The sequence below is a fragment of the Telluria antibiotica genome (assembly GCF_011682055.1).
In the GTDB taxonomy this organism is placed as follows: domain Bacteria; phylum Pseudomonadota; class Gammaproteobacteria; order Burkholderiales; family Burkholderiaceae_D; genus Telluria; species Telluria antibiotica.
In genome coordinates, this window is the sequence record NZ_JAAQOM010000009.1 from 290,625 (window position 1) to 309,394 (window position 18,770).

Here is an 18,770-nt window from a genome sequence, read left to right on the forward strand (position 1 = left end):
AACGCCGGCGCGACGCGAACGTCACGCGTGGGCACGGGGTGCCCACCCTACGCCAAGGCCGGCATGTTCGACCACGGTATGATGTAAACATGCCCATTACCTCCCTCTTGTACGTGAAACCGCGCCTGTGGGGCGTCCTGGCCGCGCGCTACGCCGCCAGCTGGTGGGCCATGCTGCACCTGGGCGCCGTCGCGCTCGTGATGGCGCTGACGCCCTCGACGTACCACCGCGCCAACCGCCTCGCCACGTCGCGCTACATCTACGCGAGCACGTGGCAGGTGCTGCCCTGGTTCACGACCTTGACGGCGCTGCTGAGCCTCGTGATCATCCGCATCGTGCTGGTGACGGCGCAGAGCTACGGCCTGTCGCGCTACGCGCTCGAGATGGTCGTGCGGGTACTCGTGCTGGAGCTGCTGCCGCTGTCGGCCGCGATGTTCGCCGCGCTGCGGGCCGGCATGGCGTTCGACGCGAGCGCGATGGGGCTCGCGCGCAGCGGCGTGCCGGCCGGCGAGGCGACGGCCGAGACCTTGCGGCGCCTGCGCCGCGACCTCGTGCCGCAGGTGATCGCCAACGCGTTTTCCGTGCTGAGCCTCGCGATGGTGTCGAGCACCATCGTCCTCGTGCTCGCGTACCTGAACGTGTACGGCCTGTCGCCATGGGGCCTGCCCGACTACACGCGCACCGTGGGCCGCGTGTTCGACCCGACGGTCACGTTGGGCTTCGTGTTCAAGACGGTGCTGTTCGGGCTCGCCGTGGCCGTGATCCCCAGCGCCGCCATCCTGGAACTGCTGCGCCGGCCGCGCCGCCTGCGCACGAACGTGCAGCCCGGCGCGCTGCGGCTGTTGTTCGTGCTGCTGCTGATCGAGGCCAGTTCGCTGGCCGTCAAATACATTTAAAAGATGAACGACAAAGATATTCCTCCCGACGAGCCGAAGCACGTGGAAGCGAAGGCGCTGTTCCTGCTCGTGCTGATCGGCGCGCTGATCGTTGCCTTCTTCCTGTACGTGATGTACGCCCGCGGCGTGTTCGAGAAGACGCAGGAACTGGTGCTCGTCGCCGACGATTCCTCGGGCGTGATCCCGGGCATGGACATGAGCTTCGCGGGCTTCCCCATCGGGCGCGTGCGCCAGGTGGCGCTGGGCAAGGACGGCAAGGTCAACATCTTCGTCGACATCGCGCAGAACGATGCGAAATGGCTGCGCACGACCAGCGTGTTCACGCTCGAGAGCAGCGTGGTCGGCGAGACGCGGCTGCGCGCCTACAGCGGCGTGCTGACCGATCCGCCGCTGCCCGATCACGCCCAGCGTCCCGTGCTGCGGGGCGATGCGGCGGCGGAGATCCCGCGCCTGTTGGCGACGGCGCGCACCCTGCTGGAAAACCTGGAGACGATGACCCGTCCCGATTCCCACATCGGCAACACCTTGGCCAACGTCGATGCGCTGTCCGGCCGCCTCTCGGGTCGCTACGGCGCGCTCGGCACGGCGTTGGGTAGCGACGCCGAGGCGGAAAAGCTGCTGCAGACGTTGCATCGCGTCGACGCGCTGCTCGCGAAGACGGACCAGCGCGTGTTCGGCAAGAACGGCGTGATGGACGATACGCAGGGCGCGATCCGCGAACTGAACCACCTGCTGGCGGACGCGCGCGGCACCTTGCAGAAGGCCGACGGCGTGTTGGCCGAGGCCCAGGCCGTCGCCAAGAACGCGCACGCCGCCACGGACGACCTGGGCCGGCTGCGCGGCGAGGTCGATGCGAGCCTGCGCAAGGTGAACCGCCTCGTCGACGAGATCAACCGCAAATGGCCGTTCAAGCGCGACACGGAGATCAAGCTGCCATGATGATGAAACCATTCCTCGCCGCCGTCGTCGGCGCGGCCGCCGCGTTGTCGGCCTGCGCCAGCAAGCCCCAGCCGCCCGCCTGGGAAGGCGATGCGAAAAGCTCCCTGGACGGCTTCACGGACGATTTCCTGCGCGGCGATTCGGCCGCCGCCGACGCCGAGTTCGCGCGCGCCCGCCGCGCGAGCGCGAGCACGGGACGGTTCGACGTCGTCGCCCAGGCGGAACTGGTCCGTTGCGGCGTGCACGCGGCGGCGCTCGACTACGACTGCGCGGGCTTCGCGGCGGTTGCCAACGATGCGACGCCGGGCCAGCGCGCCTATGCCGCCTACCTGGACGGCCGCTGGCAGGGGCTGGATACGAGCCTGCTGCCGGAACAGCACCGGGCCGTCGTCACGAGCGGCTCGCTGGCCGGCGTCGCCGATCCGCTGTCCCGGCTCGTGGCCGCGGGGGCGCTGCTGAAGGCCGGCCGCATCACGCCCGCCGACATCGCGGCGGCCGTCGATACGGCCTCCAGCCAGGGCTGGCGCCGCCCGCTGCTCGCGTGGCTGGGCGTGCAGGAACAGCGCGCACGTGCCGCCGGCGACGACGCGGCGGTGGAGCGCATCCGGCGCCGCATCGCGCTGGCGGGGCAGGGCTGATCCTCAGGCGCTCGTGCCCGGCGCCGCCTCCAGGTGCGGGCGGGGCGGGCGCAGCGCCGGCGGCAGCTGGTTGTGGATGCGCACGGCGGCGCGCGCGGCCTGGCCCGTGGCCACGGCGATCTGGTTCAAGCCCACGACGACGTCGCCGATCGCGTACAGCCCGGGCACCGTCGTGTCCTGGTGCTCGCCCACGACGATCTCGTCGCACTGCGCCGTGCGCGCACCCAGCCTGGCGGCGAGGTTCGAGCGTGCCGTCTCGCCCAGCATCGGATAGAACACGTCGGCCTCGTGGTCCTGCCCGTCTTCCGTGTGCAGCACGGGCTTCATCGACGCGTCCAGGGTGACGGACAGCAGCGGCGAATCGACGACGCGCACGCCGGCCGCATCCAGCCGGTGGCGGTCGTCCGTGCCCAGCATCGACGGCGAGCCCCGTTCGAACAACGTGACGTCCGCGCTGAACGTGCGCATGAACAGCGCGTGGCCGACGGGATTGACGTCGGCCGTCGCGACGGCGATGCGCTTGTCGATCACGTCGAATCCGTCGCACACGGGGCACAGGCGCACCGATCCGAACGCGACCGCTTCGCGCCAGTTCTCGATCGGCAGGCCGCAATCGGCGACGCCCGTCGCCAGCAGGACCGTGTGGGCGCGGATCTGCACGATGCCATCCTCGCCTTCGGGCGCATAGTCGCCGACGAACAGGCCGTCCTCGATGCGCAGGTCGACGATCTCGCCCGGCATGACGCTGCCGCCGTAGCGCTGCAACTGCGTCGCGAGGTTGCCCAGCAGGATGTGGCCCGGCACGCCTTCCGGAAAGCCGGGGTAGTTGTGCGAGACGGGGATCAGGCGCAGGCGGCTGTTGCCCTTGTCGACGAGGGCGACGTTGCGTGTGAAGCGGCGCAGGTAGATGGCGGCGGTGAGGCCGCCCGGGCCGCCGCCGATGATCAGCGTGTCAAAGACGTGGGCGGTGGCGAGGTCGGATGGGGTAGGCATGGGCCGATTATCCGCAGGGCGGCCCCGGCTGGGCTATCGGCGCGTGTCCCGAGGGCGGGTCGGAGCCGGCTTACAGCGCGTCCGATCAGTGGTGCGGCTCGGGTTGCAGCGTGACGTGGTCGATGCCGTGCTTGGCCAGCAGCATGTCTTTTACGGCGCGCAGCACGTCGGGCCAGGCGTTCAGGTCGTCGATCTCGAGGTGGCCGATCAGCGCGGGTTCGCCGGGCGACATGTCCCACACGTGCAGGTCGTGCACGGAGCGCACGCCGGCGACGGCCGCGAGGTCGGCGCCGATCTGCAGGTAGTCGATGTGGTGCGGCACGCCTTCCATCAGGAAATGATAAGACTCGCGCAGCACGCTCACTGTCGATTTCAGGATCAGCGCCGACACGAACAGCGACAGGATGGGGTCGATGCGCACCCAGCCCGTGAAATGAATGATGGCGCCCGCGGCGATGGCGGCGATGGAGCCCAGCAAGTCGCCCAGCACGTTGACGAGCGCGGCGCGGGTATTGATGCTCTGCTCGTCGCGCGACAGTACCCAGGCGACGGCGATGTTGATGCAGGCGCCGATCGCCGCGACGATCAGCACCGTCTTGCCGCCCACGTGTTCCGGGTGGGCGAGGCGCTGGGCGGCCTCGAACACGATCCAGCCGACGAGCACGACCATGGCGAGGCTGTTGACGAAGGCGGCGAGCGCTTCCGCGCGCACGAAGCCGAACGAGTGGCGCGCGGACGGCGGCCGCCGCGCGATCACTTGCGCCATCAGCGCGAGGCCGAGGGCGGCGGCGTCCGTCACCATGTGCCCCGCATCGGAGATCAGCGCGAGCGAATTCGACATGAAGCCGCTGACGGCCTCGACAACGGCATAGAGCAACGTGAGGCCGAGGGCGATCGCGAGGGCTTTCTGGCTGCGGCCTTCGATCGTGTGGGCGTGGCGGGCGTCGCCGTCGAGGTGGGCGTGCAGGTGGGCGGAGGAGCCGGCTTGGTCGGACATGAAAGATTTGGAAGAGAGAAACGAGCGAGAGTATACCCGTCCTTGCGTAAGACTATCCATCCCCTTATAATGGCGGCATACGGGCGGTTAGTTCAGCTGGTTAGAATACTTGGTCGACATCCAAGGGGTCGCAGATTCGAATTCTGCACCGCCCACCAGATACCAAAGACAGTGCGGGGAACTCCGGTTTTCCGCATTTGTCGTCACAGTAAGAGCGAGAAAGGCATAAACGGTTATGACACCGCGAACTACAACGACGTTGTGGGGGAATCGCTAGACGCGGTAGGGTGTCATTTTGTCTTTCGCAGCAACTCGACGACACTGAAGAAAACGCGCCTGGTGCGCGTTTTTTTTCGTCCATCACTTTCCAGTTTCAGACTCATCAATCTCAACGGGCGCACGGCGCCGATGGAGCACACAATGTTGAATGTTCGCCTCCCGGACGGCTCGAGCCGTCAATTCGAAGGTCCGGTGACGGTCGCCCAGGTGGCGTCCAGCATCGCCCCGAGCCTCGCCAAGGCCGCGCTGGCCGGCAAGGTCGACGGCAAGGTCGTCGACACGTCGTTCCTGATCGAGAAGGACGCCGACCTGGCCATCGTCACGGACAAGGATCCGGAAGGCCTGGACGTCATCCGCCACTCGACCGCCCACCTGCTCGCGTATGCCGTCAAGGAATTGTTCCCGGAAGCGCAAGTGACCATCGGTCCCGTCATCGAGAACGGCTTCTACTACGACTTCTCGTACAAGCGCCCGTTCACCCCTGATGACCTGCAAGCCATCGAGAAGAAGATGGCCGAGCTGGCCAAAAAGGATGAGCCTGTCACCCGCAAGGTGCTGCCGCGCGACGAGGCCGTCGCGTACTTCAAGTCGATCGGCGAAGACTACAAGGCCGAGATCATCGCGTCGATCCCGGCAAACGAAGACGTGTCGCTGTACACCGAAGGCAAGTTCACCGACCTGTGCCGCGGCCCGCACGTGCCGTCGACCGGCAAGCTGAAAGTCTTCAAGCTGATGAAGCTCGCAGGTGCATACTGGCGCGGCGACTCGAAGAATGAGATGTTGCAGCGCGTCTACGGCACCGCCTGGACGAAGAAGGAAGACCAGGAGCAATACCTGCACATGCTGGAAGAGGCGGAGAAGCGCGACCACCGCAAACTGGGCAAGCAACTGGACTTCTTCCACTTCCAGGACGAGGCGCCGGGCCTGATCTTCTGGCATCCGAAAGGCTGGACCATCTGGCAGCAGATCGAACAGTACATGCGCAAGACTTACCAGATCACCGGCTACAACGAAGTGAAGGCGCCGCAGATCATCGACGTCAGCCTGTGGCAGAAGACCGGTCACTGGGACAACTATCGTGAAAACATGTTCACGACCGAGTCGGAAAACCGCACCTATGCGCTGAAGCCGATGAATTGCCCGGGCCACGTGCAGATCTATAACGCGGGGCTGCGTTCGTACCGCGACCTGCCGCTGCGCTACGGCGAATTCGGCCAGTGCCACCGCAACGAATCGTCGGGCGCGCTGCACGGCCTGATGCGCGTGCGCGGCTTCACCCAGGACGACGGCCACGTGTTCTGCACGGAAGAGCAGATCGCGCCGGAAGTCGTCGCGTTCCATGCCCAGGCGATGCAGGTGTACGAGGACTTCGGCTTCGCGAACATCGACGTCAAGATCGCGCTGCGTCCAGAGAATCGCATCGGCTCCGACGAAGTGTGGGACCAGGCGGAAGAAGCGCTGCGTTCCGCGCTGCGCGGCTGCGGCGTGACCTGGACCGAACTGCCGGGCGAGGGCGCGTTCTATGGTCCGAAGATCGAATACCACCTGAAGGACAGCCTCGGCCGTCCGTGGCAGGTCGGCACGATGCAGGTCGACTTCTCGATGCCGGGCCGCCTGGGCGCGGAATATGTCGCGGAAGACAACAGCCGCAAGGTGCCCGTGATGCTGCACCGCGCGATCGTGGGCTCGATGGAACGCTTCATCGGCATCCTGATCGAGAACTACGCGGGCGCGCTGCCGCTGTGGCTGGCGCCGGTCCAGGTTGCAATCCTGAACATCTCGGAAGCGCAGGCCGACTACGTCAAACAAGTGGAGGCGAAGCTGAAGGCAGCGGGACTCCGTGTTCACGCTGATTTGCGGAACGAGAAGATTACCTATAAAATTCGCGAGCATTCCGTCCAAAAACTGCCGTACATCCTAGTTGTCGGTGATAAAGAGCGGGATGCCAACACTGTGGCCGTTCGCGCCCGTGGCAATATCGACCTTGGCGTCATGTCGGTCGATGCGCTGCTGGAACGCCTCCAAGGCGAGGTAGCATCCAAGGCGAAGTAATCAAGCAAGCGCCTTGAGACGGCACTATCCATCTTACTTTCAAAGGAAACAACATAGCTACTGACAAGTCGGGACATCGCATCAATGGCGAAATCAACTATCCGGAAATGCGTCTGAACGGGATAGACAACGAGCCGCTGGGCATTGTGAGCCTGGCCGAGGCGTTTCGTCTGGCCGAAGAAGCGAACGTGGACCTTGTGGAAATCGCGCCGAACGCGGTTCCTCCGGTCTGCCGTCTGATGGACTACGGCAAGTTCAAGTATTCGGAGCAGAAGAAGGCGCACGAAGCGAAGCTGAAGCAGAAGATCATCCAGGTCAAGGAAATCAAGTTCCGTCCGGGTACGGACGAGGGTGACTACAGCATCAAGCTGCGTAACCTGATCAAGTTCCTGGAAGAGGGCGACAAGACCAAGATCACGCTGCGCTTCCGCGGCCGTGAGATGGCCCACCAGGACATCGGTGCGCGCATGCTGGAGCGCCTGCGCGGCGACCTCGAGCCGTATGGTCAGGTCGAGCAGTTCCCGAAACTGGAAGGCCGCCAGATGATCATGGTGGTCGCGCCGAAGAAGAAGAAATAATTCTTTTTTGCTTCACGCGGATTCGATCTCGCAGTGACCGTCAAAGCCGGGCCGGGCCCGGGCCCCGGGTTCGTCCCGCGGCCCGGGCCTGGTCTATTTCGCTTTCAAGTGCGGTGGATATGTAGGGTGGGCACCCCGTGCCCACGCGGACGCCGACGTGACGCCAACGTCACGCGTGGGCACAGGGGTGCCCACCCTACGATATGGATGCGCATCAATGTAAAACTGTGCTAGAATCTGCGGTTCCCATGTTCGCAAGAACGGGAATGCAACACTGTAGTGGACCCGCATCCGCTGCAGAGACAAGTGAAAGTAGGCATTCAAGAGCAGCGTTGCTGCCACCTGCAATCCTGTCACATATGAGGCTGCCCGTAAGAGGGCAGAAGACTATGCCGAAAATGAAAACCAAAAGCTCCGCGAAAAAGCGTTTTCGCGTGCGCCCGGGTGGTACCGTCAAATCGGGTATGGCGTTCAAGCGTCACATCCTGACCAAGAAGACCACCAAGAACAAGCGCCAGCTGCGTGGCACCCGCAACATCAATGCGTCCGACGTCCAAAGCGTCTACCGCATGATGCCGTCTGCTTAATCTCACACTAAGGAGCTAATATGCCTCGAGTAAAACGTGGGGTTACTGCACGTGCCCGTCACAAGAAGGTTCTTGCGCTTGCCAAAGGTTATCGTGGCCGCCGCAGCAAAGTATTCCGTATTGCCAAGCAAGCAGTCATGCGCGCCGGCCAGTACGCATACCGCGACCGCCGCAACAAGAAGCGCGTTTTCCGCGCACTGTGGATCACCCGTATCAACGCAGCTTCGCGTTCGCACGGCATGACCTACAGCGCATTCATGAACGGCCTGAAGAAAGCCGCGATTGAACTGGACCGTAAAGTCCTGGCCGACATGGCTGTCAACGACAAGCCGGCTTTTGCCGCTATCGTGAACACCGTCAAGGCAAAGCTGGCTGCTTAATCAGACAGCGAACGCAATACCAGCATCGCGCCGCCGCAGGGTGGCCGGTGCGCAAAGGACGGGGCAAAGGTTTCACGACCGATGCCCTGTTTTTGTTTCTGGCCCTCCCGCCATCAAAACAGGAAAAGAACAAGCATGGATTCCGCAAACCTCGCGCTGGAACAACTCGTCGTCTCGGCCCAGTCTGACTTTGGCGCCGCACAAGACGCTGCCGCGCTGGAAAACGCAAAAGCGAAATACCTGGGCAAGACCGGCCAGGTGACCGAACTGATGAAGGGCCTCGGCAAGCTCGAGCCCGAACAGCGCAAGGCGCAGGGCGCCCTGATCAATGCCGCCAAAGAAAAAATCGAACAGGCGTTGACGGCCCGCCGCGAGGATCTCGCCAATGCGCAATTGACTGCGCGCCTGAATGCCGAATCGATCGACGTCACCCTGCCGGGCCGCGGCCGTTCGATGGGCGGCATCCACCCCGTCATGCGGACCTGGGAGCGGGTCGAACAGATCTTCCGCTCGATCGGTTTCGACGTGGCCGACGGCCCCGAGATCGAAACGGACTGGACCAACTTCACGGCGCTGAACAGCCCGGAAAACCACCCTGCACGCTCGATGCAGGACACGTTCTACATCGAAGGCAACGACAGCGCGGGCAAGCCGCTGTTGCTGCGCACCCACACGAGCCCGATGCAGGTGCGCTACGCGCGCACGCATACGCCGCCGATCAAGGTGATCGCGCCGGGCCGCACGTATCGCGTCGACAGCGACGCCACGCACTCGCCGATGTTCCACCAGGTCGAAGGCCTGTGGATCGGCGAAGACATCAGCTTTGCCGACCTGAAGGGCGTGTACCTGAATTTCGTGAAGGCGTTCTTCGAAACGGACGACCTGCAGGTCCGCTTCCGTCCGTCGTACTTCCCGTTCACGGAACCGTCGGCCGAGATCGACATCGCCTTCGGTTCCGGCCCGCTGAAGGGGCGCTGGCTCGAAGTGTCGGGCGCCGGCCAGGTGCACCCGACGGTCGTGCGCAATTTCGGACTCGATCCGGAAAAATTCATCGGCTTCGCGTTCGGTTCGGGCCTGGAGCGCCTGACCATGCTGCGCTACGGGATCAACGATTTGCGCCTGTTCTATGAAGGCGACCTCCGTTTCCTGAAGCAATTCAACTAAATGGCGTCATAACCTACTGCGCGTTGCAGGTTCGATCTGCGATGCTCGCTGTACTGAAGTACAGCTGCGCTTCTCGATCAAACCTGCGGCCGCTCGCTACGGTTTCTGAAGCCATTTGAAAAGCCAATAACCCAAAAGCAGCAAGAGGCAAAACGATATGCAATTCTCTGAAAACTGGCTCCGTTCCATGGTCGATCCGAAGATGACTTCGGACGAACTCTCGCACCTGCTGACGATGTCCGGCCTCGAAGTGGAAGAGGTGGAACCGGTCGCGCCGCCGTTCTCGAACGTGGTCGTGGCGGAAGTCAAGGAAGTGGCGAAGCACCCGAACGCGGACCGGCTGAACGTGTGCCAGGTCGACGTTGGCACCGGCACGCTGCTGAACATCGTCTGTGGCGCGCCGAACGTGCGCGCGGGCATGAAGGCCATCTGCGCGATGGCCGGCGCCGTGCTGCCGCCGGGGCCGGACGGCAAGCCGTTCGAGATCAAGGTCGGCAAACTGCGCGGCGTGGAATCGCAGGGCATGATGTGCTCGGCGAAAGAGTTGAAAATCTCGGAAGAGAGCAACGGCCTGATGGAGCTGCCGCAAGACGCGCCCGTCGGCCAGAACATCCGCGACTACCTGGGCCTGAACGACCTGAAATTCACGATCAAGCTGACGCCGAACAAGGCCGACTGCCTGTCCGTGCTGGGCGTGGCGCGCGAAGTGTCGGCGCTGACGGGCGTGCCGCTGGCACTGCCGGCCTTCCGTCCCGTGCCGGTGAACACTGACGAAATCCTGCCCGTGAAGATTTCCGCGCCCGACCTGTGCGGCCGTTTCGCAGGGCGCGTCATCCGCGGCCTGAACGCGAAGGCCGCGACGCCGGAATGGATGAAGCGCCGCCTCGAGCGCAGCGGCCAGCGTTCCGTGTCGGCTCTCGTCGACATCTCGAACTACGTCATGCTGGAAGTCGGACGTCCGTCGCACGTGTTTGACCTGGACAAGATCCATGGCGGCATGGACGTGCGCTGGGGTCGCAAGGGCGAATCGCTGAAGCTCCTCAACGGCAACACGGTCGAGGTGGACGAGTGGGTCGGCGTCATCGCCGACGACAAGGCACTCGAATCGCTGGCCGGCATCATGGGCGGCGACGCGACGGCCGTGTCGCTCGACACGACGAACATCTACCTGGAAGCCGCATTCTGGTGGCCGAACGCCATCCAGGGCCGCGCCCGCCGCTACAATTTCTCGACCGATGCTGCCCACCGCTTCGAGCGCGGCGTCGACTATGCGACGATCGTGGAGCACATCGAACGCCTGACGTCGCTGATCGTCGAGATCTGCGGCACGGCCGAGACGAAGGTCGGTCCCATCGACGACCAGGCACCCAACGTCCCGCAGCGCAAGCCGGTGACCTTGCGCACGGCGCGCGCCGCCAAGGTGATCGGCGTGCCGGTCACGGACGATATGGTCGCGGACATCTTCACGCGCCTGCAACTGCCGTTCGAGCGCGAAGCCGGCCTGTTCCACGTGACGGCGCCGTCGTACCGTTTCGACATCGAGATCGAGGAAGACCTGATCGAGGAAGTGGCGCGCGTCTACGGCTTCGAGAACATCCCCGCGCTGCCGCCCGTGGCGCCGTCCGCCATGCTGATCGAGCCGGAAAACATGCGCTCGCTGTTCGCCATCCGCCACCAGCTGGCCGACCTGGGCTACCAGGAAGTGGTGAACATGAGTTTCGTGGAACAGCAGTGGGAAACGGATTTCGCGAACAATACCGACCCGATCCGCCTGCAGAACCCCATCGCGAGCCAGCTGAGCGTGATGCGTTCCACGTTGATCGGCAGCCTCGTCGCCAATGTGCGCTACAACCTGAACCGCAAGGCGGGCCGCGTGCGTGTGTTCGAAGTGGGGGGCGTGTTCCTGCGCAACCCGGATGCGCAGGACGGCCCGCTGGCCGTCGCCGGTTTCGACCAGCCCAAGCGCGTCGCCGCCATCGCCTACGGCCCGGCCGTTGACGAGCAGTGGGGCGTGCCGACCCGCGCCGTCGATTTCTTCGACGTCAAGGCTGACCTGGAAGCGCTGTTCGCACCCCGCGTTGTGCGCTTCAGCAAGGTCGAGCACCCGGCGCTGCATCCGGGCCGCGCGGCGTCGGTCGAGGTCGACGGCAAGGTCGTCGGCGTCATCGGCGAGCTGCATCCGCGCTGGCTGCAGAAATACGACCTGCCGCAGGCCCCCGTGTTGTTCGATGTCGATGCCGACGCGCTGCGCGCGCGCGACGTGCCGCGCTATGCCGAAATTTCCAAGTTCCCGGGTGCGACGCGCGACCTGGCGCTGGTCGTGAAGCAGGACGTCCCGGCCCAGGCGTTGCTCGATGCTTTCCAGGCGGAACTGGCATCGAACCCGTCGGGGAAACTCGTGCAAGCCGTTGTTTTATTTGATGAATACCGCGGCAAGGGTTTGGAACAAGATGAAAAAAGTCTTGCTTTCCGCTTTGCCTTGCAAGATACTCAATCGACGCTGCAAGATGATGCGGTCGAGGTCATCATGGCCGCGTTGGCATCCGCAGCGCAACAAAAACACGGCGCAAGACTGCGCGGTTAAAACTAAATGGCCACAGGCCTATAGGGGTATCGAGACACCGTCCCGGTTTCTCGAGCCCCCACCAAAATCCAGAACTGAAGGTGGCTTAAATTAACAACAACGACGTTGATTCCGCCGTGCTCCAGGAAGCGCTGGCCGCTGACCTGCATCGCGCGATGCAGGTGGCCCGGGTACGGAAGGAAGCGGAAAAGGAGTTGCCGACCCTGACCAAGGCGGAACTGGCGGAGCTGCTGTTCGAGCAGGTCGGCCTGAACAAACGTGAAGCCAAAGACATGGTCGAAACCTTCTTCGACGAGATCCGCAATGCGCTCGAGCGTGGCGAGGCAGTCAAGCTGTCCGGCTTCGGCAACTTCCAGTTGCGCGACAAGCCGCAGCGTCCCGGCCGCAATCCGAAAACCGGGGAAGAAATTCCCATCACGGCGCGCCGCGTCGTGACGTTCCACGCCAGCCAGAAACTGAAAGGCATGGTCGAGGAGGCCAACCCGGCCAGTCCGGGCAGCCCCTCGCTGGCGCGGGCAGCCTGATAAAGCCGTAACGGCTTGTGAGCGATGAACGACCGACCGAACAAGATGGAACCGACCGTGCTGCCGTCGATCCCGGCCAAGCGCTATTTCACGATTGGTGAAGTCAGCGAATTGTGCGGGGTCAAGCCGCATGTGCTCCGCTACTGGGAGCAGGAATTTACCCAGCTAAAACCGGTCAAACGCCGTGGAAATCGCCGCTATTACCAGCACCACGAGGTGCTGCTGATCCGGCGCATCCGTGAACTGCTGTATGAGCAGGGCTTCACCATCAGTGGTGCGCGCAACCGCCTGGACGGCAGGGGCCAGCACGAGGCGGACGCGTTGCCGGAACCACCACCCGAACCGGCCGTGGCGACCATCGAGCCGGAGGTCCTGCGGGCCGAGCTGCACGCGATCCTCGCGTTGCTCAAGCAAGGTTCGGCGGCGGCCTGACGGGCCGTCATCCGGCGCCGTTCCCGGCCCAGCCAGCTCAGGCGTGCGCGCCTGTTGTTCTGCACCCCGGAGGTGCTAAAATGTCACTTGCAGTTTGCTGACTCAAACGCATGACCTGACCGGAGGCGTGAGGGGCCAGCCTCGGCTCTTTCCTGTATCGGGAAAACTTAAGGGAAGACAATGATACGCGTTGCCATTTGTGACGATCACCAGATAGTTCGAGCAGGATTCAAACAGATTTTTTCGTCGTCGGGCGAGTTCGAGGTCGTGGCCGAAGGCGCGACCGGACGCGAAGCCCTCGACATCGCACGTCGCGAGATTTGCGACGTGTTGCTGCTGGACATCGCCATGCCCGACCAGAGCGGCATCGATATCCTGCGCACGATCCGCCAGGGCCAGCCCAATCTGCCGGTCCTGATCCTGTCCGGCTATCCAGCCCAGCAATATGCGCTGAACTTGTTCAAGATGGGCGCCAACGGCTATCTGAACAAGGAATGCGATGCCGACGAATTGAAGACGGCCGTCCGTACCGTGTACCAGGGGCGTCGCTACGTGAGCTCGCAGGTCGGCGAACTGCTGGCCCAGAGCTTCGATCGCGATCCGAACACCGCGCTGCATACGGAATTGTCGGACCGCGAATTTCAGGTGTTCCTGCGCCTGGCCAAGGGGGCGACCGTGTCCGACATCGGCAATGCCCTGTCGCTGTCCATCAAAACGGTCTCGACGTACCGTACCCGCATCATGGAAAAGATGGGTTTGCAATCCAACAGCGACCTGACGTACTACGCCATGAAGAACAATCTGCTCGACTGAGCAGGGCGGAAAAAGGCAGCCGATCGGCTGCCTTTTTTTCTGCAACAGCCGTAGCAATTCAGGTATTTGCTTTGAAGAATTGTTAATTGCGCGTCGTCATCTCGCCACATTTTTTCGTTCGCAGGCCTCTTCAAACTCCCTGGCAACTTTTCCCGGTCTATAATGACTCGAGAGGCCACGCTGCGCGAAAGGAACAACCGAGGATGTATTTCACCACCGACCCCAAGTTCAGGCGGGTTCGCAGCCTTCCGTTGTACCAGACCCTGCTGTGTGTCGTGTGCGTCCTGATCCTGGTCCTCAACGGCGTCAGCCTGGTCCGCAACCTGGATGGGCTGAAATCCGCCAACACGCGCCAGGCCCAGGCCGATCGCGTGACGGCCAAGCTGCAATACCTGAACCTGCTCGTCACCGATGCGGAAAGCGGTCTGCGCGGCTATTACCTGTCCGGCTCGGAAACCTATCTGGGCCCATTGCGTACGGCCGAGCGTGAACTCGACGGCCAGTTCAGCAGCCTCAAGGCGCAACTCGCCGACAGTCCCTCGCAGCTGAAGAACCTTGCTCAGCTGCAAACCCTCGTCACCCGCCGGATCAACCTGATGAACCAGGGCCTCGAGGTGTACCGCCATGGCGGCCTGAACGACATCGTCGCCATCGCCCAGGCGCAGGAAGACAAGACGCACATGGACGAGATCCGGCTGCAGGTCGTGATCATGACAGGCGAGCAGAACGAGTTGCTCGCGGCCCGCTCCGCCGCATTCTACGACCGCTACAGACTGGCGGCGCTGCGCGGGCTCGGCATCAACCTGGCCGCCCTGGTCGTGCTCGTGATGTTCTATAACCTGATCCGCCGCGGCTTTCGCGCGCGCCTGAATGCGGAGCGCGCCCTGCAGCAGACCAATGACCACCTGGAGTCGCTCGTGTCGGAGCGCACGGAACAGTTGTCCGTGCTGTCGCGCCACCTGATCCGTGTGTCGGAAGAAGAAAAAGCGAAGCTGGCCCGCGAGCTGCACGACGAGTTGGGCGCCAACCTGACGGCGATCGGCATGCACCTGGCGTCCGTCGGCGACCAGCTCAAGGACTCGCACCCGGACCACGCCGCTACCCTGGGCCGCGCCCGTGGCACCCTCATCGAGACGGTCGAGCTGAAGCGCCGCATCGTCGAGGACTTGCGTCCGAGCCTGCTCGACAACCTGGGCCTGTCCGCCGCCCTCCAGAGCTATTGCGAGGATTTCGGCCGCACGACGGGCGTCGATTGCGAGGCGCTGATCGAGGGCGACGTCGACAGCGCAGCCCCGACGCAGGCCATCGCGCTGTTCCGCATTGCGCAGGAATCGCTGAACAACGTCGCCAAGTATGCCCAGGCCCAGCACGTCGTCGTGCACCTGGCGCGCGAAGGGGAGGCGTTTACGCTGGAGGTCAGCGACGATGGCGTGGGCATTCCGCCGGACGCGATGCGCCGTCCGAAATCGCATGGCTTGCTGGGAATGCGCGAACGTGCACTGCTGTTGGGCGGTACGCTGCGGGTGGATCGCGGCGCGAACGGTATCGGCACGACGGTCCATGCCTGTGTGCCCGTCGTGGCACAGGGCGCCGAGCCTGGTGCGGCTGCGGCCAGCGGTGTCCTGGCCATGCCGGCACTGCCCGAAACCGGATCGGGAGAACGGGTACGCGATGCCGGGGCGGACCATGCCGAGTCGGTGCTACATCAATTACATCAGCATTTGCGGGCTGCCCAAGCCATGTCGCCACCGGCGACGGCAGCCCGGGATGCCGCTGCGCTCATGCGCGCGACACATCCATCAGCAAACGGTCATATTCGCTTTTAGCGACCTTGTAGCATTCGCCCGCGTAGTCTTCCAGGCCCTGGCGGTTCAGCACGGTGATATTGCCGCGGCGGTACTGGATCAGGCCCTCGTCCTGCAGCTTGCCGGCAGCGGCCGTGATGCTTTCGCGGCGCACGCCCAGCATGATCGAGATGAGTTCCTGTGTAACTTTCAGTTCATTGCTCGGCGAGCGGTCCAGGCGGTCGAGCAGCCAGCGGCACAGTTTCTGTTCGATCGAGCTGTGGCGGCCGCCGACGGCATTCTGGGCCATCTGGGCGAACAGGGCATTCGTATAACGCATCAGCAGCTGGGGCAGGGCGCCGCCCTTGTTGAAGGCGTCGCGCAGGAACTGCGTCTTGAGGCGGTAGCCGTAGCCGGCGCTCTGGACGACGGCGCTGCAGGTGGCGCGCTCGCCCATGAACAGCGACACGCCGACGGCGCCCTCGTGGCCGACCACGGCGATTTCCGTCGTGGCACCGTCTTCCATCACGTACAGCAGGGAGACGATGGCGGTGGTCGGGAAGTACACGTATTCGAGTTTGCTGCCGTATTCGAACAGTTCCTTGCCGAAGGGCAGCGGAACCAGTTCCAGGTGCTCAAACAGGGTTTCCAGGTCTTGGCGCGGTAACGCCGCGAGCAACTCGTTTTGCTGGGTGCCGCTGTAGCTGACAACCGGGCGGGCGGCCAGTTTGATTTCTTCACTGGTCGAGGGAATCTGATTCACCGATTGCGCTTTTTTCTGGGCAGCGTTACCGAGTTGGGCGTTATTCATATTTTCCTCGTTATCTCTGACATACATCACTGGGGCGATTGCTTGGATGGGTTTCCTCATCGCGATGTGTGTACATTAATGCCATAGTCTCTTGCCGAACATAAGACTAGCTGTCGCCCCCATGTAGGTTCGATGCATGATGTTTTGTCAGTCCAGTCCTACTAGAGAGAAACTTTCAGTCGAGCTCCTTTTTTGTAACTGCGGCAATGGTTTAGCGGCACTAAAACGTTTGAATGCCCGGCGTTTCGGCTTTTTTGGCCACAACCATACGCCCGCGGAGGCCGCCGTTATTGCATCTGATCCCGTCGGAGTTGCCCATCCTCACATCGCGCGCCCGAATGCTCCTACACGGCGCACCGTGCGGTGCGCCAGGAATTGGTTCACACAAGGTACGCTCAACCCGGTAAAATCGAGAGTTTTTGCAAGCGCCCCAGGGCGAGACCATGTCCAACGAAACCGCCGCAACCACGACCGACATCCAGGACGGCCAAGAGGCTGCCGTAACGAGCAAGCCTGCCGCCACGATCGCGCGCGAAGTCGCGCGCCGCCGCACCTTCGGCATCATTTCCCACCCCGACGCCGGCAAGACGACGCTGACCGAAAAACTGCTGCTGTTCTCGGGCGCGATCCAGCTGGCCGGCACCGTCAAGGGCCGCAAGAGCGGCCGCCATGCGACGTCGGACTGGATGGACATCGAAAAGCAGCGCGGCATCTCGGTGGCGTCGTCGGTGATGCAGTTCGAGTTCCGCGACCACGTCATCAATCTGCTCGACACGCCGGGCCACCAGGACTTTTCGGAAGACACGTACCGCGTGCTGACCGCGGTCGACTCCGCGCTGATGGTGATCGACGCCGCGAAGGGCGTGGAAGAACAGACGATCAAGCTGCTCGACGTGTGCCGCATGCGCGCCACGCCGATCGTCACCTTCATGAACAAGCTCGACCGCGAAACGCGCGACCCGCTCGAACTCCTCGACGAAGTGGAATCCGTGCTGAAGATCGAGTGCGCGCCGGTGACCTGGCCGATCGGCATGGGCAAGAACTTCCGCGGCGTGTACCACCTGCTGAACGACGAAGTCATGCTGTTCAAGGCCGGCGAGGAAAAGGCCGACGGCGCCTACGAGATCATCAAGGGCATCGACAACCCGCGCCTGTCCGAGATGTTCCCGCTCGAGATGGAACAGCTCAAGATGGAAGTGGAGCTGGTGCACGGCGCGTCGCATCCGTTCGACCTGGAGCGCTTCCTGTCCGGCGTGCAGACGCCCGTGTTCTTCGGCTCCGCGATCAACAACTTCGGCGTGCGCGAGATCCTGTCGGCGCTGATCGACTGGGCGCCGGCCCCGCGCGAGCGCGACGCGACCGTGCGCGCCGTGCGTCCGGACGAACAGCCGTTCTCCGGGTTCGTCTTCAAGATCCAGGCCAATATGGACCCGGCGCACCGCGACCGCATCGCGTTCCTGCGCGTGTGCTCGGGTCGTTTCGAGAAGGGCATGAAGGTCAAGCACCTGCGCCTCGGCCGCGAAGTCAAATTGTCGTCCGTCGTGACGTTCATGGCGTCGAGCCGCGAACAGGTCGAGGAAGCGTACGCGGGCGACATCATCGGCTTGCCGAACCACGGCAACATGCAGATCGGCGACAGCTTCTCGGAAGGCGAGATGCTGACGTTCACGGGTATCCCGTACTTCGCGCCGGAGCTGTTCCGCACTGTGCGCATCCGCAATCCGCTGAAGACCAAGCAGCTGCACAAAGGCTTGCAGCAATTGGGTGAAGAGGGCGCCGTGCAGGTGTTCAAGCCGGTGATGGGCAGTGACCTGATCCTCGGCGCCGTCGGCGTGCTGCAGTTCGAAGTGGTGGCGAGCCGCCTGCTGAACGAATACGGCGTCGACGCCGTGTTCGAGGGCACCAACACGAGCAGCGCGCGCTGGGTGTCGAGCGACGACAAGAAGTCGCTGGCCGACTTCGAGACGCAGCTCGCGCACAACGTGGCGTACGACGCGGCGGGCAACCTCGCGTATCTCGCCACGTCGGGCGTCAACCTGCGCCTCACGCAGGAGCGCTGGCCCAAGCTGCAGTTCCACGCGACGCGCGAGCACGCGGCGAAGCTGGATTAAAGCCGTCGGTACGCATGGTGGGCACGGGGTGCCCACCCTACCGCATCAATCGACCGTACATGACCGCACGACGGTCGGGATCGTAACGTGAAAGAACGTATCCAAAAGACGTGCGGATGCCTGGCCGGGGTAGGCCATCAAAAATTGTGCAGCTCGCGACTCAGGCAGGTTGGTCGATCAGACCGAATTTCTTGAGAGCCTTGATCCA

At 63.5% G+C, this 18,770-nt stretch carries 17 protein-coding genes and 1 tRNA gene; 15 read left to right on the top strand and 3 right to left on the bottom strand.

Features of this window, described 5'->3' with window-relative positions; genetic code table 11:
* The first annotated feature begins 89 nt into the window (after positions 1–89).
* The 3 genes from HAV22_RS16580 to HAV22_RS16590 are packed head-to-tail and all read left to right on the top strand — an operon-like array spanning position 90 to position 2,473.
* Positions 90–896, top strand: a complete 807-nt coding sequence (locus tag HAV22_RS16580; protein WP_229421273.1) for an ABC transporter permease — start codon at positions 90–92, stop codon at positions 894–896.
* A 3-nt stretch (positions 897–899) separates the two neighbouring features.
* Positions 900–1,835, top strand: a complete 936-nt coding sequence (locus tag HAV22_RS16585) for an MlaD family protein (RefSeq protein WP_166860417.1) — start codon at positions 900–902, stop codon at positions 1,833–1,835.
* Complete coding sequence (locus tag HAV22_RS16590) at positions 1,832–2,473, top strand: hypothetical protein (RefSeq protein WP_166860419.1); 642 nt, start codon at positions 1,832–1,834, stop codon at positions 2,471–2,473. The genes HAV22_RS16585 and HAV22_RS16590 overlap by 4 nt, the downstream gene beginning before the upstream one ends.
* A gap of 3 nt (positions 2,474–2,476) precedes the next feature.
* Here HAV22_RS16590 and HAV22_RS16595 read toward each other — a convergent pair whose 3' ends face one another.
* Together HAV22_RS16595 and HAV22_RS16600 are read right to left on the bottom strand one after the other, a co-directional pair.
* Positions 2,477–3,466, bottom strand: coding sequence for an NAD(P)/FAD-dependent oxidoreductase (locus tag HAV22_RS16595; protein WP_166860421.1), 990 nt, complete (start codon positions 3,464–3,466; stop codon positions 2,477–2,479).
* An 85-nt stretch (positions 3,467–3,551) separates the two neighbouring features.
* Entirely contained in the window at positions 3,552–4,463 is a 912-nt protein-coding gene (locus HAV22_RS16600; RefSeq protein WP_166860423.1) for a cation diffusion facilitator family transporter, read from the bottom strand.
* Positions 4,464–4,544: 81 nt separating this feature from the next.
* Here HAV22_RS16600 and HAV22_RS16605 point away from each other — a divergent pair.
* The 11 genes from HAV22_RS16605 (at position 4,545) to HAV22_RS16655 (ending at position 15,682) form a co-directional block, all read left to right on the top strand.
* Positions 4,545–4,621, top strand: a tRNA-Val gene (locus HAV22_RS16605).
* A 262-nt stretch (positions 4,622–4,883) separates the two neighbouring features.
* Positions 4,884–6,794, top strand: a complete 1,911-nt coding sequence (thrS, locus tag HAV22_RS16610; protein ID WP_166860425.1) for a threonine--tRNA ligase — start codon at positions 4,884–4,886, stop codon at positions 6,792–6,794.
* 26 nt (positions 6,795–6,820) lie between these two features.
* Positions 6,821–7,372, top strand: coding sequence for a translation initiation factor IF-3 (gene infC / locus HAV22_RS16615; RefSeq protein WP_371869668.1), 552 nt, complete (start codon positions 6,821–6,823; stop codon positions 7,370–7,372).
* Positions 7,373–7,761: 389 nt separating this feature from the next.
* The gene (gene rpmI / locus HAV22_RS16620; protein ID WP_056135342.1) at positions 7,762–7,959 is read left to right on the top strand and encodes a 50S ribosomal protein L35; all 198 of its coding nucleotides are present in this window, start codon (positions 7,762–7,764) and stop codon (positions 7,957–7,959) included.
* Positions 7,960–7,979: 20 nt separating this feature from the next.
* On the top strand, positions 7,980–8,339 hold the full coding sequence (rplT, locus tag HAV22_RS16625) for a 50S ribosomal protein L20 (RefSeq protein WP_056135339.1): 360 nt from the start codon (positions 7,980–7,982) through the stop codon (positions 8,337–8,339).
* 135 nt (positions 8,340–8,474) lie between these two features.
* Entirely contained in the window at positions 8,475–9,503 is a 1,029-nt protein-coding gene (gene pheS, locus HAV22_RS16630; RefSeq protein ID WP_166860427.1) for a phenylalanine--tRNA ligase subunit alpha, read from the top strand.
* 157 nt (positions 9,504–9,660) lie between these two features.
* Positions 9,661–12,087, top strand: a complete 2,427-nt coding sequence (gene pheT / locus HAV22_RS16635) for a phenylalanine--tRNA ligase subunit beta (RefSeq protein ID WP_166860428.1) — start codon at positions 9,661–9,663, stop codon at positions 12,085–12,087.
* A 155-nt stretch (positions 12,088–12,242) separates the two neighbouring features.
* Positions 12,243–12,611 (top strand): integration host factor subunit alpha, encoded by a 369-nt coding sequence (locus HAV22_RS16640; protein WP_166860465.1) that lies wholly within the window; start codon positions 12,243–12,245, stop codon positions 12,609–12,611.
* Between the two features lie 24 nt (positions 12,612–12,635).
* Positions 12,636–13,043, top strand: coding sequence for a MerR family transcriptional regulator (locus tag HAV22_RS16645; RefSeq protein ID WP_166860430.1), 408 nt, complete (start codon positions 12,636–12,638; stop codon positions 13,041–13,043).
* A gap of 180 nt (positions 13,044–13,223) precedes the next feature.
* Entirely contained in the window at positions 13,224–13,856 is a 633-nt protein-coding gene (locus tag HAV22_RS16650; RefSeq protein ID WP_036228513.1) for a response regulator, read from the top strand.
* Positions 13,857–14,059: 203 nt separating this feature from the next.
* Positions 14,060–15,682, top strand: coding sequence for a CHASE3 domain-containing protein (locus HAV22_RS16655; protein ID WP_166860432.1), 1,623 nt, complete (start codon positions 14,060–14,062; stop codon positions 15,680–15,682).
* Here HAV22_RS16655 and HAV22_RS16660 read toward each other — a convergent pair.
* The gene (locus HAV22_RS16660; RefSeq protein ID WP_056135328.1) at positions 15,636–16,451 is read right to left on the bottom strand and encodes a Crp/Fnr family transcriptional regulator; all 816 of its coding nucleotides are present in this window, start codon (positions 16,449–16,451) and stop codon (positions 15,636–15,638) included. The two genes, HAV22_RS16655 and HAV22_RS16660, sit on opposite strands and share 47 nt — an antisense overlap.
* 443 nt (positions 16,452–16,894) lie before the next feature.
* Here HAV22_RS16660 and HAV22_RS16665 point away from each other — a divergent pair, with 443 nt between their 5' ends.
* On the top strand, positions 16,895–18,562 hold the full coding sequence (locus tag HAV22_RS16665; RefSeq protein ID WP_166860434.1) for a peptide chain release factor 3: 1,668 nt from the start codon (positions 16,895–16,897) through the stop codon (positions 18,560–18,562).
* Positions 18,563–18,770 lie beyond the last annotated feature (208 nt).